Source organism: Novosphingobium sp. AAP1 (assembly GCF_001295765.1).
GTDB classification, from domain to species: Bacteria; Pseudomonadota; Alphaproteobacteria; order Sphingomonadales; family Sphingomonadaceae; genus Novosphingobium; species Novosphingobium capsulatum.
This window is the reverse complement of sequence record NZ_LJHO01000003.1, coordinates 443,926-460,047: the sequence shown is the minus strand read 5'-3', so window position 1 is coordinate 460,047 and position 16,122 is coordinate 443,926. Positions and strand designations below refer to the sequence as shown.

Genomic DNA, 16,122 nt, shown 5'->3' with positions numbered 1-16,122 from the left:
GCACCGCGCGCGATCAGCAGGACCGCGTGAGGCGCGGGTGCCGGACAATTCGGCACCCGCGCCTTTTTTCATGGTGAAGCGTTGGTTGGCGCCGCGCCAGCGATCCGTTAACGCAGCACGCGTGCCGGCCCGCCCGGTGCGGGACCCAATAGTGCAACAAGAAAGCGTCATTCCCATGCAAGCCTTTCGCGGCTCGATGATCTTCACGGTCGTCTGCCTGATCCTCGCCGGCGTGCTCGGCTATGTCGAGACCGGGTTGATCGGCCCGGCGCTCTCGATGGTGTTCATCGCCGGCGTGCTCGGCGTGATGGAAACCTCGCTCAGCCTCGATAACGCCGTGGTCAACGCGTCCATTCTCAAGGACATGGACCCGCTGTGGCAACGCCGCTTTCTGACCTGGGGGATCATCATCGCCGTGTTCGGCATGCGCATCGTCTTCCCGATCCTGATCGTCTCGGTCGCCGCGCTGGTTTCCCCCTGGGAAGCGGCGCGCATCGCGATTGCCGATCATGCCCGCTACGAAGCGATCGTGACCGGCGCGCATGTGGGCATTTCCGGCTTTGGCGGCGCGTTCCTGATGCTGGTGGGCCTCTCGTTCTTCTTCGATACCGACCGCGAGCATCACTGGATCGGCCTGATCGAACGGCCGCTGGCGGCCTTCGCGCGGCTGCCCCTGGCGCCCTATCTGGTCACCGCGATCGTGGTTGGCGCGCTCTCGTTCTGGTTGCACCCGGGCGAACAGCAGACGTTCCTGATCGCGGGCCTCGCCGGCGTGGCAACCTATTTCGCGGTCCAGAAATTCGGTGACCTGATGGGCGGCGAAGAAGATGCTGCCACCGGCAAGGTGGTCCGCTCGGGCGCGGCGGCGTTCGTCTATCTCGAGTTTCTCGATGCCTCGTTCTCGTTCGACGGGGTGATCGGCGCCTTTGCCATCACCAACGATATCCTGCTGATCGCACTGGGCCTGGGCATCGGCGCGATGTTCGTGCGCTCGATGACCGTGGCCCTGGTGCGGGGCGGGCACTTGAGCGAGTTTCGCTTTCTCGAACCCGGCGCGTTCTATGCCATCGTCGCGCTTGCGGTGATCATGCTGATCAGCATCCGCGTGCACGTGCCCGAGATCGTCACCGGCCTGATCGGCGCGGTGATCATCGGTGCCTCACTCTATGCCTCGATCCGCCACAAGCGGCGCTTCCCCCACGAATACGAGGAAGCCGGCGAGGCCGACGCGATCCTGCCCAGCGGCGATGTGCAGCCCGGCCAGCACACCGCCTGAGCCAAGGGCCGTCGCGCGCGGCTCCACGGAACCCGCGCGCGGCCGGCCGCTTAGAACTTCACGTCGCCCAGCACGCCGATGGTGCGCATGGCCTGCGTGGTGAGCCAGGCGGTCTGATAGCTGCCGTTGTTGCTGATCGCGGTGACGAAGCGGGTGTTGAACAGGTTGCGGGCAAACACCGCCACGTTCCAGCGCCCATCGGCATCGCGCACGCCGATCTGGCCACCGGCAATACCATAGCCGCGCTGATAGGTGAGCGGATCGCCGTTGGCGCTGAAGTTCACCGAACTGCGATAGTTGTAGTTCGCCTTGATGAAGCCGGTGATTTCGCTGGTCAATGGCACGTCGTAATTGGCGTTGAGCGAATAGGTGAACTTGGGGCTGTTGGGCAGCACGTTGCCGGTGTTGTTGAAGAACCGCGTGGCCGGCACGGTGGTGGTCGTGCCGGGGATCGTGGTGCTGACAAAGCAGCCGGGCTGCGTGGGATAGTTGCACGTGCCGTTGGGGAAATAGGCAAACTTGGCATCGATATAGGCTGCGTTCCCGCTGATCGTCAGCCGGTCGGTCGGCCGCGCGGAAAAGTCCATTTCGATCCCGCGCGAGCGGACCTTGCCGGCATTGGCAATCTGCAGGATCGCCAGGTTGGTGCCGTTGAAGATGAACGGCGTGGAAATCTGCGTCTGGAAATCCTTGATGTCGGTGGTGTAGGCATCGATGTTGAACACCAGGCGGCGGTTGAACCACGCGGTTTTCAGGCCAATTTCATAGTTGGTGGGAATTTCCGGGTTGGAAAACAGCGGCTGGCCCAGCGAATAGCCGCTGACCAGGCCGATGCCCGGCCCCTTGTAGCCACGCGAATAGGTGAAATAGGTCATCACATCGGGGGTGATCTTGTATTCGGTGCCCAGCTTGTAGCTGAAATTGTCGGCCTTGCGATTGCTGGGATAGGTGGTCTGGTCAAACGACAGCGGCGGCGCGCCGGGGAACGCATTGTCGGTGGGGCTGACCAGCGTGCGGTTGTAGCGGATCATGGTCAGGTCATCGTGGGTATAGCGCCCGCCCACGATCAGCTTCCACTGCGGCGTCAGGTTGATGTTGCCCTGGCCGAACACGGCATAGTTCAGCGTCTGGATATCGGGCTGCGCCTTGCGGCTATAGACCGCGGTGGAGGCGGGCAGGCCCAGTTGCCCCTGCTGCGGATAGGCCGCCTTGAGGTTCTGGTTGAAGTAATAGAGGCCGACCACATAATCGACCAGGCCGCGCTTGGGCGATGCCAGGCGCAGTTCCTGGGTCAACTGCTGCTGCGCTTCATCGGCGCCGTTGATCGGGAAGAACGGCGTATCGGTAAAGCCAGTGTCGGTGTTGTCATGCAACACCCAGCGGCGGAACGCGGTGATCGAGGTGAGCGTATAATCGCCGATCGACTTGTCGACCTGCAGCGAGCCGCCCCACTGCGTCATGTTCAGATAGACCGGACCGCCCACATTGGTTTCGCGGTTATCCAGGCTGGGCACGATATTGTAGGCGGCCAGGCGCTGCACCACATAATTGTTGGGCGCCGCGCCCACCGTGCCGACAATCACCGACTGGCAGCAGGCCGAGGAATGGTGCCCCCAATCGAACGAGGCCAGCACCGACAGGTCGCTGTCGGGCTTGAACAGCAGCTTGGTGCGGAAACCGCCCTCGCTCTGCCCGCCGAGCGTCTGGCCCGTGTATACATTGTTGATGAAGCCATCGCGGTGGTTGAAATAGCCGGTGGTGCGCCAGGCGAGATTGTCGGTCAGCGGCACGTTGAGCACGCCTTCCAGCTTGGTCTCGTTGTCGGTGCCGTAGGACGCGCGCGCGCTGCCTTCGAAATTCTGGGTCGGGTTGCGGGTGGAGATCGACACCACGCCGGCCGAACCGCCCTTGCCGAACAGCATGCCCTGCGGTCCGCGCAGCACGTCGACCTGCGCCACATCGGCAAGATCGCCCGTGCCCATGCCCGGCCGGCCGAGCACCACGCCATCGACCACCACGCTCACGCTCTGTTCGGTGCCATCGGCAAAGGCGAACGTACCCACGCCGCGAATGGCAAAGCCTTCGCCGCGCACGCTGTTGGATTCGGCAAACTGCACGCTGGGGGCCAGGAAGCGGATATCGGTGATATTGGTAAGGTTTGCCGCCTTGAGCATGTCACCGCTGACCGAGCTGACCGCCACCGGAACATCCTGCAGGCGCTCGCTGCGCTTTTGCGCGGTGACGACGATATCGGTCACGCCGGCGGGCGGCGTGTCAGCCGCAGGGGCAGCCGGCGCGGCTGGCGCAGCGGCCGGGGCAGCAGCAAGTGCCGCGCCCGGCATGGCCAAGGCCAGCGCCAGCGCGCCCAGCGAAATCGCTGCGGAAATTTTCGGCCCACATACGGTGGGCATGGCAAAGGTGGTTGTCATGCGTCTGCTCCCATCAGGCATTTTTCTATGTCTGGCATGAGGGAGGCGCACGCGCCGGCCGGGCAGCCTTCGGCCCCGGCAGATTTTGCCCCCATCACACCCTCAACCCGGTTCACCGCGCAAGCTCTGTATGCTGATTCGTGGCTCGCTGCACGATTGGGCATACCGAATGCGGCTATTTCGTAATTTTGTATTTCACGCTGACGGCGTTGTCAAACCCTGATCGGCATAGTGTATGCCAGTTTTGGGCGATGTGGCATTTATGTGCACACAGCGCGCACGACATGCCCTGCCCGGCGCGTCAAACGCCTGGCGGGCGACCCAGCCATGCCGCGCTGTATACGCAGTCAGGCCAGTGCGCGAACGATCAGGAAAAAGATCGAGGGGCACACCAGGCAGCCGATGCCGGTGTGGAACGTGGCGGTCAGCGCGCCATAGGGCACCAGCCGCGCGTCGGTGGCGGCAAGGCCGCCCGCCACGCCGCTGACCGTGCCCATCAGCCCGCCAAAGGCCATGGCACTGCGCGGGTTGTCGAGCCCGATCAGGCGCGCGACCATCGGCGTGAACGTCATCACCAACACGGCCTTGAGCACGCCGGTGGCGATCGACAGGGCAATCACCGGAGATGAAGCGCCCAGCGCCGCGCCGGTCACCGGTCCGACGATGTAGGTGACCGTGCCCGCGCCCAGCGTGGTGAGCGACACGGCATCACGATAGCCAAAGCTCCAGGCAACGCCTACGCCCACCGCAAAGGGCACGATCGTGCCCAGCGCCAGCGCGATCACGCCCATCAAGCCGGCCTTGCGCGCCTCGATCACGTCAACCTCGAACGCGGTGGCAACGATGGCAAAATCGCGCAGCATCGCCCCGCCCATCAGCGCCAGCCCAGCCAGGCCCGGCACATCGGCCAGGCCCTTCCTGCCGCCGGTCAGCACCCCGCCCCACCAGGCCAGGGCCAGCGCGGCCAGGATGGCGATGGCACTGGCGTGGATGCGCCCGCCGGTGAGATGGCGCGACACCGCCGTGCTGGCCAGCATCAGCCCGCCGACCACGGCAAAGGCCAAGACCAAGCCCTGATCGGCCAGGATCTTTTGCACGATATCACCCATGGCGGCCGCCCATCACCCGGCCCAGCACGGCCACCAAGGCAAAGCACAGCGTGACCGCGCTGATCCCGGCGATCACCACCATCGGCCCGCCTTCGAGCGCGGCCAGCACATTCTGCTGCGCGGCCATGGCGACCACGATAGGGATATACATCAGGCCCCAGAATTCCACGCCCAGGCGCAGGCCCGGCGTCAACTTGCCACGGCGCGCCAGCCAGGCCTTGGCCGCGATGAGCAGCAACATGGCCAGCCCCACGCCGCCGACATTGGCCTTCACATGCAGGACATGGCCCAGCAATTCCCCCAGCGCCGCCCCCAGCAGCGTGCACAGCGCCAGAAGCGCCGTCCCATAAATTGCCATCGCCTTGCCCTCTCCCGATTATCGTTTTTGAAAAACAGCGGCTTGTGTGTGTCGTCAGCCGCCGCCCAGTTCCTCGCGCTTGGCGGTAAAGCGCTCCAGCGCGATCGAGGCGTTGAACATGTGCGCGCGCATGCAGCGCGCGGCTTCCTCGCCATCGCCGCGCATGATCGCAGCCACCACGTCGCCATGCTCTGCGCGCGAGCGCACCGGGCGGCCGGTTTCGCGCAGCTGGGTACGGCGGAACGCGGCCATGCGATCGCGCAGCGCCATGGCCTGTTCGGCGATGAAGGCATTGTGCGTGCCTTCATAGATCACCTGGTGGAACGACCAGTTCAGGCGGTCATAGGCATCGAGATCGCCCGCCTCCACCATCGCCAGCGAATCCTCGTGCAACTGGGCCAGGCGGCTGCGCTCCATCGGGTTCATGCGATAGGCCGCCAGGCGCACGCACATGGCCTCGATCTCGGCGCTCATCTCGAACATGTCGATGATGCGCTGGGTGGTAAAGCCCGAGACCACCGCGCCGCGCCGGGGCCGCATTTCCACCAGGCCCACGGCAGACAGCTGGCGGATCGCCTCGCGCACCGGCGTGCGCGACGCGCCAAAGCGATCGCCAATCTGCTGTTCATCCAGCGTGGCGCCGGGGACCAGGCTGCCGGCGGTGATCTCGTCGGCCAGGGCAATGCGGATCCGCTCGGAAAGGAGCAGGCCGGGCGCTTCCTCGACGGGGTTCATTGGATTATCCTGCATGCGCAAATTTTCTCCACAACACATCTTGCATACACTAGAAGCCTATTCAACCATCATGTATGTGCCACACAGCACACCGAGCCCCCGCCGGGATATGAACCGGCCGCGGCGCCGATATCGCGGACACACAAAGGGATGAGCATGGAGCAGGACCTTTTCACCACTTTCCAGGCCCGTGCGCTGGATGCCCCCGATACGCCATTCCTGATCCTGCCCGATCTTTCGACGATCACCTATGGCGCCGCACTGGCGCGTTGTGGACAGATGGCCGGCCTGTTCCGCGCCGCCGGGGTGCAGCCGGGTGACCGGCTGGCCGTTCAGGTGGAAAAGAGCCCCACGGCCCTGCTGACCTATCTGGCCGCGCAGGCGATCGGCGCGGTCTATCTGCCGCTCAATACCGCCTATACCGCCGCCGAGGTGCGCTATTTCCTGGCCGATGCGCGCCCGGCGCTGTTCATCCACCGCCCGCAGGACGATGCCGCGATGGCCGCGCTGTGCGCCGACATCGGCGTGCCCGCGCGGCTGACCTTGGGCGCCGATGAGCAAGGCACGCTGGCTGCTGGCCTCAATGATTACGCGCCCGATCTGGCCCCATATGCCGCGAGCCCAGGCGATCTTGCCGCGATCCTCTACACCTCGGGCACCACCGGGCGTTCGAAAGGGGCGATGCTCACGCGCGTCAACCTGGCGTCCAATGCCTTCACGCTCAAGGATTACTGGCGCTTTGGCGCAGCTGACGTGCTGCTGCATGCCCTGCCGATCTTCCACACCCACGGCCTGTTCGTGGCCACCAACATCACGATTGCGGCGGGCAGCGCGATGATCCTGTGCCCCCGGTTCGACGTGGCCGAGCTGATCCGCCTGATGCCGCGCGCCAGCGTGCTGATGGGGGTGCCCACGTTCTATTCGCGGCTGCTGGCAGAGCCGGCGTTCACCCACGATCTGGTGGCGCACATGCGCCTGTTCGTGTCTGGCTCGGCGCCGCTATCGGCCGAAACGCACAAGGAATTTTCCGCGCGCACCGGCCATGCCATCCTCGAACGCTATGGCATGACCGAAACCAACATGAACACGTCCAACCCCTATGACGGGCCGCGCATTCCCGGCAATGTCGGCCTGCCGCTGCCCGGCGTGGAACTGCGCATCACCGATCCTGAAACCGGCGCTGTCCTGCCCCAGGGCGCGGTCGGCGGGATCGAGGTGCGCGGCCCCAACGTGTTCAAGGGCTATTGGCAGATGCCCGAAAAGACCGCCGAGGAACTGCGCCCCGATGGCTTCTTCATCACCGGCGACATGGGCGTGATCGATCCGGCCGGCTATGTTGCGATCGTCGGCCGGGCCAAGGACCTGATCATCTGCGGCGGGTTCAACGTCTATCCGGCCGAAGTGGAAGCGCTGATCGATGCCATCCCCGGCATCGCCGAAAGCGCGGTGATCGGCGTGCCCCACCCCGACATGGGCGAAGGCGTGGTGGCGGTGGTCCAGGCGCGCGATGCCGCGCTCGACGAAGCCGCCGTGCTGGGCGCGTTGCAGGGGCAGCTGGCCCGCTTCAAGCAGCCGCGCCGCGTGGTGTTCGTGCCCGAACTGCCGCGCAACACCATGGGCAAGATCCAGAAAAAGGCCCTGCGCGAAACCTATGCCACCCTCTTTGCCGCCAAGGTGAACTGAGCCATGCGCGCCACCACGATCGATCGCCGCCAGGTGCTGGGCCTGATCGGCGCGGGTGCGCTGCTCGCGCCGGCCTTTGCGCCCGCCCTCGCCCGCGCTCCCCTGGCCCACGATGGGCTGACGATCGCCACCGGCAGTGGCCTGGTGCGCGGGCAGATGGCCGGCGGCGTGCGGGTGTTCACCGGCATTCCCTATGGCCAGGCCGCCCGCTTTGCCGCGCCGCGCCCGGCGCCGCGCTGGGCCGGGGTGCGCGATGCCACCGCGCCCGCGCCGGTCTGCCCGCAAAAACCCGGCATGACGCCGTTTGCCGGCACGATGACCGAAGATTGCCTGGCGCTCAACATCTGGGCACCGGCCACGCCGGGGCGCCATCCCGTGCTGGTCTATATCCACGGCGGTGGCAACGAAGGCGGCTGGAGCGGCGAGGCGTTGACAGCAGGTGATCGCTTTGCCGCCGATGGCGTCGTGGCGGTGACGGTCAACTATCGCGTTGGTGCGCTTGGTTTCCTGGAAACCGGGGAAGCCCTGGGCCATGCCTATGCCGGCAGCGGCAACAACGGCATGCGCGATCTGGTGCTGGCGCTGCGCTGGATCAGGGCCAATATCGCCGCGTTCGGCGGCGATCCGGCGCGCGTGACGATCGCGGGCGAATCCGCCGGCGGCAAGAACGTCGGCACGCTGATGGGCATGCCCATGGCCGATGGCCTGTATGCCCGCGCCGCGATCTTCAGCGGCGGCGGCCAGACCGTGCACACCTTGGCCGAAGCGCAGGAATTTGCCCGCCTGTTCGTGGCCAAGCTGGGCGGTGCGGATCGCCTGCTTTCCGCCACGACCGACCAGTTGCTAGCCGCGCAGGCCGCGGCGCGATCGGCCTGGCCGCGTAACTTCCCGTTCCGCCCGGTGGTCGATGGCCAGGCGCTGCCGCTGGTGCCGCTCGCGCGTCTGCGCGCCGGCAAGGCACCGCGCGTGCCGCTGCTGATCGGCAGCAATGCCGATGAAAGCCGCCTGTTCCTCAACGCCGAACAGGCCGCCGGGCCGATCCAGCCCCAGGCGCTGTCCAATGCCACGGTCGCAGAGATGGTGGCGCGCGACGCCGCCTATGCCCAGGCCTTTCCCGATCTTTCCACGGCAGAGCGCCACTGGCGCCTGATCACGGCCGAGGAATACGGCATGCCGTGCCTGCGCCTGGCGCTGGCCCATGCCCAGAGCGGCGCGCCAGTGTGGCGCTATCGCCTGGCGTTTCCGGCGCCGGGTGGACCGTTCAAGGGCCACAGCCCCCACGTGCTCGATCTGCCGTTCACGTTCGATCACCTGACATCGCCGGGCATGGCGCAGTTCTTTGGCCTTTCGGCCGCCGAGCAGCCGCTCGCCGATGGCATGCACGGGGCGATGGTGCGCTTTGTGCAGGGAGAGGCACCGGCCGGTCCAGGGCTTCCCGCCTGGCACGGCTATGACGCCAGGGCACATGCCACCATGATGCTGGACCAGGTGCCGGCCCTGGTGAGCGATCCCGATGGCGTGGAACGGAAAATCTGGGGGGAATAATACCAACCTGCAGCGCCGCGATGGCGCTGCAGGGGCCTTGACTGGATAATGGCTCAGAAGTTCATGGCAAGGTTGAGGCCGAACGATCGCACCGAATCCAGCCCGAACTGCTGGGTATAGGATAGCTTCGGCGTCGCCTGCCCGCGCGCGTTGCGGGCGTTGGAATCGCCCGAATCGACGCCGATCGAGGTCGGGTTGATCGCGTTCGTGCAGTTCTTGCAGAACACCGAGATTTCCACGCGGTTGGACAGCTTCGCACCGATGCTGGCACCGAATACGTCGATCGGGCCGACAGTGGCGCCGGGCGCCTGGTTGACGGTGTAGTTGATCGACGAGCGGTGATACCAGTTGCCCTGGATGAACGGCTTGACCGTTCCTTCCAGCGGCACTTCATAGCGCGCCAGCATGCTGGAGGTGAAGCGCGGCGCGGCCGGCAAGGTCAGGCCTGATGCATTGAAGGTGGACTGGGTGGCAGAGCACCCATAGGTCGTTTGCGTGGGATAGCATTGCGCCCCGGGAAAGCTGTCGAACTTGGAAGACAGCAGCGAGGCCGAACTCGTCAGCGTGAAGCCGGTGAACGGCGCCACGATGACCATGGCCTCGATCCCCTTCGAGGTGACGCTGGCGGCGTTCTGCACCTGGAAGGTCGCCAGGGTGGCGTCGAACGACTGCACCTGGAAATCGTCGAACTTGGTGTGGAACGCCGACAGGTTGACTGTCAGCTTGCGGTTGAAGAAGCTGGATTTCACACCGATTTCGGCCGTGCGCGAGGTTTCCGGGCGCACCACCACATTGGCGGTCGCGGTGGGGAACGTATCGTTGAAGCCCGGCCCCTTGTAGCCGCGACCATAGAAACCATAGACCATGATCGTGGGCGTCGCCTGGAACTGCGCCCCGGCCTTCCAGCTGAAATCGGTGTTGGCGTAGCTGGACGAGAATACGCCACGCGGGCCGCCCAGCGCCTGGAAATAGTTCAGCTGGTTCTGCGACAGGACCAGGTCGATTTTGTCGTGCGTGACGCGGCCACCGGCGATCAGTTGCAGCCCATCGACCACCTTGTAGGTCAACTGGCCGAAGCCGGCATAGCTTTGCGTGTTCTGCACATAGTTGCGATCGCTGCCCAGCTGCGCCACGTTGGACCGCGAACACGTCGGCGGGTTGGCGCCGGGAACGGCAACCGCACCCACGCAGAAGGGATAGCCGCGCACGGCAGCGTCCGGCAGGTAGCTGTTGCCGGCCAGTTGGCGCGCCAGATCGAGCTTCGACTTGAACCAATAGAGACCGACCTGGCCGCTCAAGCGGTTCTCGGCCGGAAGCGCCACGCGCAATTCGTTGGAATATTGGTCATAGCGCGATTGCGAGGCATTGGTGTTCAAGCCGTTGCCGGGCAGGTAATCGCCGTCAACCGCCTGGTTCTGGGTATAGAACCGCCAGGCAAACAGATTGCTGATCTCGATGCCCGAAGCCATGCGATACGACAGCTGGCCCTGTGCGCCGCCGGTCTTGATGTCGCGGAACTGGCTGGCTTCGCCCCCGAACAGGAAATTGCGGCTGCCCGGCGTGATCCCGACAGAGTTGAGCGACGGCAGGTTGACGCTGGCTACGTCGACCTGGCGATAAGTGTTGTCGAAGATCCCGGCGATGCCGTGGTTTTCGTTGTAATCGCCAATGGCATAGAACGAGAGCTGGTCGGTCAGCTCGGCCAGGTACTTGCCCTTGAAGGAAAAGCTGGTGGCATTGAGATCGTGCCGCGAGCCGGGCGCATAGGCGCCGACATGGGTGGTGGCCGGCTCCTGATAGGAATAAAGGCCGCTCAACCGCAGCGCCGAATTGGCGGTCACCGGGATGTTCAGCGTCTCGCGCGCGATAACGCCAAAGGCATTGCCCGATTCAGAGGGCTTGTCGCGGCTGAGCAGTTCGAGGTTGGCCGAGCTGGAATAGTCACCCAGCTTGGGCCGCGCGGTGACGATGTTGAGCAGGCCGGCCGAGGCATTCTTGCCGAACAGCAGGCCTTGCGGCCCGTTGAGCACTTCGACGCGCGCCAGATCGTTGAGCAGCGGGCTGTTGAGCACGGGGCGGCCCAGGTTCACGTCGTCGATGGCGATGGCCACGCTGCTGTCGATCGTGCCGGCAAAGGCCAGCGTGCCGATGCCGCGCACGGCAAAGGAATTGTCCACGCCCACCTGCAGCGAGGGCGCAGCGCGGGCAATCTGGGTCAGATCGTTGAGGTTCTGCGACGCCAGCGCATCCTTGGTCAGCGCCATAACGCTGACCGGCACGCGCTGCAGGCTTTCGCTGCGGCGCTGCGCGGTAACGATGATCTCGCCGTTCTGCACGGCATCGCCACCTGCGTCAGCAGCGCCCGCGGCCTGGGCCAGGGCAGCTGGTGCGGCCAGCATCGATGCCGACAGCGAAGCCGCGATGGTAAGTGTGCGCACAGGTTCCTCCCTCATTCATTTGGCCACACATTTTGGCCTTACCAATATCCTTGGCTTGGTTTTAGGAAGAACGGAAATCAATTCATTTTATCGTTATTCATCTGTTTCATGCATGCAAAGGCGTCAAAGTCGGCGTTGCCACGCCGCAGTCAAAGCCGAATATGTGGCGAGAATGCAGCATATGCCGCGCGCGATCGGGCAAGACGCCGTGTTGCGCCCACCATCTGGCTTAACAGAGCAGCAAAACAGGTCAGGCAGCTGGCAATACCAATTTGGCATGCGTGTGTCGCTCCGGCGCCAAGAGTGCGTGCATCGCGCCGCTGGCATTGACCACGCGGTGGCGGGCGTAGGCGTTGTGGTTGGCCTCCACGCTGGCAAGATCGTAGAGGTAGTTGACCATCAGCCCCAGCGATTGCTTCATCCCGCGCGGGCTGGTGTCGGCCAGCCAGCACAGCCGCTCTACCCGCGCGCCATTGCCGACATGGAAACGCGCCACCGGATCGCGCAGCCGCCCGCGCCCATCGCGCTCGGCCAGCAGATAGCGCGCGCCCAGCCGCATCAGCGCGTGGCGGCGGGGATCATCCCCTGCCCAGCCGGCATCGGGCGCGCCTTGTGCCAGGGCCTGCCCGGCCGCCGCATCGCCCTTGGCCGCCGCATCCCGCAGCCAGCGGGCAAAGCCGGGGATCGGCGAAAGCGTCACATAGCTTTCCAGGCCGGGAAATTCGGCGCCGAGATCCTCGACCACCTGCTTGATCAGGAACTGGCCAAAGCTGATCCCGGCCAGGCCCGCCTGGCAGTTGGATATCGAATAGAACACCGCCACGCGCGCGGCCTGCGGATCGAGCACGGCGCGGTCTTGCGCCAACAGCGCGCCGATCGAATCCGGCACTTGCGCGCACAGCGCCACCTCCACGAAGATCAGCGGCTCGTCGCCAAGCGCGGGATGAAAAAAGCCATAGCAGCGCCGATCAGCCGGCAGCAGGCGGGCGCGCAGATCGTCCCAGGTGGCGATGGAATGCACCGCCTCATAGCGGATGATCCGCTCCAGTAGATCGGCCGGGCTACTCCAGTCGATGCGCCGCAGCACCAGGAACCCGCGGTTGAACCACGAGCGCAACAGATGCACGAGATCGTCTTCCAGCGGCGCCAGCATCGGGTCTTGCGGCAAGTGGCGCAGCAGATCGGCCCGCATCGCCACCAGCGCCGCCGTGCCGGCCGGCGCCTGGTTCAGCCGGCGCAAGACCTCCTGGCGCGGCGCCTCTGCCGCCCGGGTCACTGCCGACAGGCGCGCCGGGCCGGGATCGGCATCATGCGCATCGAGCGCGGCACGAATGGCCTGCGGATCGGGGGCAAAGCGCGTGGCGAGGGCGCGCAGGAACGCGTGGCGCCCGGCATCGTCGCACGCGGCATAATCAGCCAGGATGCCAGCCGCCAGATGCACACCCGAAGACTGGCTGCGTTCTTCCAGCAGGGCCGCGGCACGATCGATCAGCGGCGCATCGGCCGGCACCGCAGCCACGCTCGGCGCACCCTTGCCAACGACCGGCCGGCGCCAGCGCTGGAACAGACTTTCGAGAATGTCGCGGGCAAGGCGCGATCGGTCGAGCGGCATGGCGCGTGATTCTCCCAAGGCCGATATCAGGCCTTTGGATATACACTACAGCGCTCAATCACACCACCGCATACACGATAAGCGTTTTTTAATATTCCTGCATATGATCAGGTCGCCTCGATGACCATGGCGATACCCTGCCCGCCCCCGATGCACATCGTGACCAGCGCGCGCCGGCCGCCGGTGCGGCGCAATTCATGCGCGGCTTTCACCACCAGGATCGCGCCGGTCGCGCCCACCGGATGACCCAGGGCAATACCGCTGCCGTTGGGATTAACCCGCTCGCTATCGAACCCGAGCGTGCGCGAGACCGCCAGCGCCTGCGCGGCAAAGGCCTCGTTCGCCTCGATCACGTCGATATCGGCCAGGGTCAGCCCGGCGCGGGCCAGGGCAATCGGCACGGCCTTGACCGGGCCCATGCCCATATAGGCCGGCTCCACCCCGGCGTGACCCCAGCTGACGATGCGCGCGATCGGCGCCAGGCCGCGCTGCTGTGCCACGCTGCGCCGCGCCAGAACCATGGCCGCCGCGCCATCGTTGATGCCGCTGGCATTGGCCGCGGTGACGGTACCGTCCTTGCGGAATGCCGGCTTCATGCCCGCCAGCGCCTCGGCCGTGGTTCCGGCGCGCGGGTGCTCGTCGGTATCGAACACCGTGGTGCCCTTGCGCGTGACCAGCTCGATCGGCAGAATCTGCTCGGCAAAGCGCCCTTCGGCAATCGCGCGCAGCGCGCGGGCATGGCCTTGCGCCGCCAGCGCATCCTGATCCGCGCGCGAAATATCGTGGCGCGCGGCAATATTTTCCGCCGTGATCCCCATGTGGCAGCCATCAAGCGGATCGGACAGCGTTTCCACCAGCGCATCGACCAGCGTGGCATCGCCCATCTTGCGGCCCCAACGCTGGCCGTGATCGTGATAGGGCGTGTTCGACATGCTTTCCGCGCCACCGGCCAGGGTGATGTCCGCCTCGCCCAGTTGCATCATCTGCGCGGCCGAGATGATCGCCTGCAGCCCCGATCCGCACAGGCGGTTGACCGTCAAGGCCGGCACTTCCACCGGCACCCCGGCCTTGAGCGCGGCGGCGCGCGCCAGATAGGCGTCCTTGCCGCTTGACGGGATCACCTGCCCCATCACCACGTGCTCCATGTCCTGCGGCGTCAGCCCGGCGCGGCGCACAGCCTCGGCCATCACGCGCGCGCCCAGCTCGGCCGCAGCAAAGCTTTTCAGCGCGCCGCCGAAATCCCCGATAGCGGTGCGCACCGGGCCAAGGATCATGATGTCGTCGGGCTTGTTGGTCATGGTCGTGATGGTCCTTAGAGGTCAGGCCAGCGCGGCGCGCTTGGCAGCAGTGGCGGCCAGCACTGGCGCCGGATCGAAGTAATAGGGAATGATCGCGCAGGCCTTGCCATCGCGAAAACGGAACAGCTCGCACAGCTCGGCCGGCGCCAGGGCGGGATCGGCAAAGCGCAGCGACAGGATCGTCACCGCGTGATTGGCGCCGGCGGTGGTTTCCACCCGGTCCATCGCCACCACATCCATCAATCCCATCACTTTGGTGAACAGGTCCTGCAGGCCCTGCACCCCGCGATAGGTGCCGGCCATGGGCAGGCCATCGGCCTCCACCACCACGAAATCGTCGGTCAGCCGCGCGGCCACGGCATCCCATTGCCCGGTGGCGGTCAGGCCATACAGTTCATCGACAAAGGCGATCATTTCGGCAGGCGTCATGGCCGGCGTTCCTCTTCCCGCTGGGTATTGCGCCATCATCGCCCCGCCCCAGCGCCACGCCACCTAGCGAAAAAGCTAGAGCGCCACAGCGGGCCAAGCGCCTATCAGGCATGGATAGACAAGAACACAATGCTGAAAGACGGATGCCTGATCAGATGACCTCTGCTGCTCACCCCACGGCCGCCCTGCCCGCAACGGTGCGCCACATCGTGTTGCGCCGCCGGCCGGTGGGCGTGCCCACGCCCGATTGCTTTGCCCTGGTGGAAACCCCCATGCCGGTGCTGGACGATGGCCAGATGCTGGTGCGCATGCGCGTCGGCTCGGTCGATCCGGCGATCCGCGGCTTCCTCGATGATCGCCCATCCTACCTGCCGCCGGTGGCCATCGATGCGCCGGTCACCGGTATGTCGCTGGGCGAGGTGGTGGCCAGCCGCCATGGCGATTGGCCGGTGGGCACGCTGGTGCGGGTGCTCGGCACCTGGTCCGATCACTATGTCATCACACCCGATGCACTGGGACTGGAACGCGTTACACCGCAACCGGGCGTGCCGCTGCGTGCCTATATGGGCGCGCTGGGACCGGTGGGGCTGACGGCCTGGGTGGGCCTTGTCGCGGTGGGCCAGGCGCGGCCGGGCGATACCGTGCTGGTCAGCGCCGCAGCCGGCGCCACCGGCAGCACGGTGGTGCAACTGGCGCGCGCCATGGGCTGCCGCGTGGTGGGCCTGGCTGGCGGGGCAGACAAGGCCGCGCTGGTGCAGCGCCTGGGCGCCGACGCGGCGATCGACCACCGCGTGGCGCCCGATGCACTGGCCGCCGCGCTCGATGCCGCAGCGCCGCAGGGCATCGATGTCTATTTCGACAATGTCGGCGGGCCGCTGCTCGACCTCGTCCTGCCGCGCATGCGCGAAGGCGGACGCATCGCGCTGTGCGGGATGATCGCGCAATACAATGATGCCGATCATCCCCACGGCGTGACGCAGCTATGGCAACTGGTGGTCAAGCGGCTGACCTTGCGCGGTTTCCTCACGTATGACCATGCCGATCGCCTGGCCGAGGCGCAGGCCATGCTCGATGATCTGCACGGCCGGGGCGAACTGGTGCCGCTCGAAAACGTCCACCACGGCTTCGAAAGCCTGCCGGACGCATTCATCGCCTTGATGCAGGGGCAAACCACCGGCAAGACGCTGGTGGAAATCTGACCAACCGACCA

Annotated in this window: 12 protein-coding genes; 4 read left to right on the top strand and 8 right to left on the bottom strand. The window is 65.8% G+C overall.

Annotated features, from left to right (window positions below; genetic code table 11):
• The first annotated feature begins 175 nt into the window (after positions 1-175).
• Positions 176-1,276 (top strand): DUF475 domain-containing protein, encoded by a 1,101-nt coding sequence (locus IP65_RS09160; RefSeq protein WP_022674641.1) that lies wholly within the window; start codon positions 176-178, stop codon positions 1,274-1,276.
• Between the two features lie 50 nt (positions 1,277-1,326).
• On the opposite strand, the gene IP65_RS09155 is transcribed toward IP65_RS09160, so the two are convergent.
• The 4 genes from IP65_RS09155 to IP65_RS09140 all read right to left on the bottom strand — a co-directional run bounded on the left by IP65_RS09155 (position 1,327) and on the right by IP65_RS09140 (position 5,907).
• The gene (locus IP65_RS09155) at positions 1,327-3,705 is read right to left on the bottom strand and encodes a TonB-dependent receptor (protein ID WP_022674640.1); all 2,379 of its coding nucleotides are present in this window, start codon (positions 3,703-3,705) and stop codon (positions 1,327-1,329) included.
• A gap of 347 nt (positions 3,706-4,052) precedes the next feature.
• Positions 4,053-4,814: a malonate transporter subunit MadM gene (madM, locus tag IP65_RS09150; protein ID WP_022674639.1), complete on the bottom strand. Its 762-nt coding sequence runs from the start codon at positions 4,812-4,814 to the stop codon at positions 4,053-4,055.
• Positions 4,807-5,172, bottom strand: coding sequence for a malonate transporter subunit MadL (madL, locus tag IP65_RS09145; RefSeq protein ID WP_022674638.1), 366 nt, complete (start codon positions 5,170-5,172; stop codon positions 4,807-4,809). Before madL ends, madM begins: the two co-directional genes overlap by 8 nt.
• Before the next feature lie 54 nt (positions 5,173-5,226).
• Positions 5,227-5,907, bottom strand: coding sequence for a GntR family transcriptional regulator (locus IP65_RS09140; protein ID WP_022674637.1), 681 nt, complete (start codon positions 5,905-5,907; stop codon positions 5,227-5,229).
• A gap of 156 nt (positions 5,908-6,063) precedes the next feature.
• On the opposite strand from IP65_RS09140, the gene IP65_RS09135 reads away from it, so the two are divergent.
• Positions 6,064-7,590 (top strand): malonyl-CoA synthase, encoded by a 1,527-nt coding sequence (locus IP65_RS09135; protein ID WP_028657413.1) that lies wholly within the window; start codon positions 6,064-6,066, stop codon positions 7,588-7,590.
• 3 nt (positions 7,591-7,593) lie between these two features.
• A complete protein-coding gene (locus IP65_RS09130; RefSeq protein WP_054131489.1) occupies positions 7,594-9,135 on the top strand; it encodes a carboxylesterase/lipase family protein in 1,542 nt (513 codons plus the stop codon).
• Positions 9,136-9,188: 53 nt separating this feature from the next.
• Here IP65_RS09130 and IP65_RS09125 read toward each other — a convergent pair whose 3' ends face one another.
• The 4 genes from IP65_RS09125 to IP65_RS09110 form a co-directional block, all read right to left on the bottom strand.
• The gene (locus IP65_RS09125) at positions 9,189-11,573 is read right to left on the bottom strand and encodes a TonB-dependent receptor (protein ID WP_022677898.1); all 2,385 of its coding nucleotides are present in this window, start codon (positions 11,571-11,573) and stop codon (positions 9,189-9,191) included.
• A gap of 250 nt (positions 11,574-11,823) precedes the next feature.
• A complete protein-coding gene (locus IP65_RS09120; RefSeq protein WP_054131488.1) occupies positions 11,824-13,185 on the bottom strand; it encodes a malonyl-CoA decarboxylase in 1,362 nt (453 codons plus the stop codon).
• 107 nt (positions 13,186-13,292) lie between these two features.
• A complete protein-coding gene (bktB, locus tag IP65_RS09115; protein WP_022677901.1) occupies positions 13,293-14,483 on the bottom strand; it encodes a beta-ketothiolase BktB in 1,191 nt (396 codons plus the stop codon).
• Positions 14,484-14,504: 21 nt separating this feature from the next.
• A complete protein-coding gene (locus tag IP65_RS09110; protein ID WP_022677902.1) occupies positions 14,505-14,912 on the bottom strand; it encodes a nuclear transport factor 2 family protein in 408 nt (135 codons plus the stop codon).
• 155 nt (positions 14,913-15,067) lie between these two features.
• On the opposite strand from IP65_RS09110, the gene IP65_RS09105 reads away from it, so the two are divergent.
• Positions 15,068-16,111 carry an NADP-dependent oxidoreductase gene (locus tag IP65_RS09105; protein ID WP_054131573.1) on the top strand — a complete coding sequence of 348 codons (1,044 nt, stop codon included), beginning with the start codon at positions 15,068-15,070 and terminating at the stop codon, positions 16,109-16,111.
• The last annotated feature ends 11 nt before the right edge of the window (positions 16,112-16,122 follow it).

Bases quoted from the DNA above. Each gene is read 5' to 3' on its own strand.
- IP65_RS09110 (WP_022677902.1), bottom strand. From the start codon at position 14,912: ATGACGCCTGCCGAAATGATCGCCTTTGTCGATGAACTGTATGGCCTG.
- IP65_RS09160 (WP_022674641.1), top strand. From the start codon at position 176: ATGCAAGCCTTTCGCGGCTCGATGATCTTCACGGTCGTCTGCCTGATC.
- bktB (WP_022677901.1), bottom strand. From the start codon at position 14,483: ATGACCAACAAGCCCGACGACATCATGATCCTTGGCCCGGTGCGCACC.
- IP65_RS09140 (WP_022674637.1), bottom strand. From the start codon at position 5,907: ATGAACCCCGTCGAGGAAGCGCCCGGCCTGCTCCTTTCCGAGCGGATC.
- IP65_RS09155 (WP_022674640.1), bottom strand. From the start codon at position 3,705: ATGACAACCACCTTTGCCATGCCCACCGTATGTGGGCCGAAAATTTCC.
- IP65_RS09130 (WP_054131489.1), top strand. From the start codon at position 7,594: ATGCGCGCCACCACGATCGATCGCCGCCAGGTGCTGGGCCTGATCGGC.
- madL (WP_022674638.1), bottom strand. From the start codon at position 5,172: ATGGCAATTTATGGGACGGCGCTTCTGGCGCTGTGCACGCTGCTGGGG.
- IP65_RS09135 (WP_028657413.1), top strand. From the start codon at position 6,064: ATGGAGCAGGACCTTTTCACCACTTTCCAGGCCCGTGCGCTGGATGCC.
- IP65_RS09120 (WP_054131488.1), bottom strand. From the start codon at position 13,185: ATGCCGCTCGACCGATCGCGCCTTGCCCGCGACATTCTCGAAAGTCTG.
- IP65_RS09105 (WP_054131573.1), top strand. From the start codon at position 15,068: ATGACCTCTGCTGCTCACCCCACGGCCGCCCTGCCCGCAACGGTGCGC.
- madM (WP_022674639.1), bottom strand. From the start codon at position 4,814: ATGGGTGATATCGTGCAAAAGATCCTGGCCGATCAGGGCTTGGTCTTG.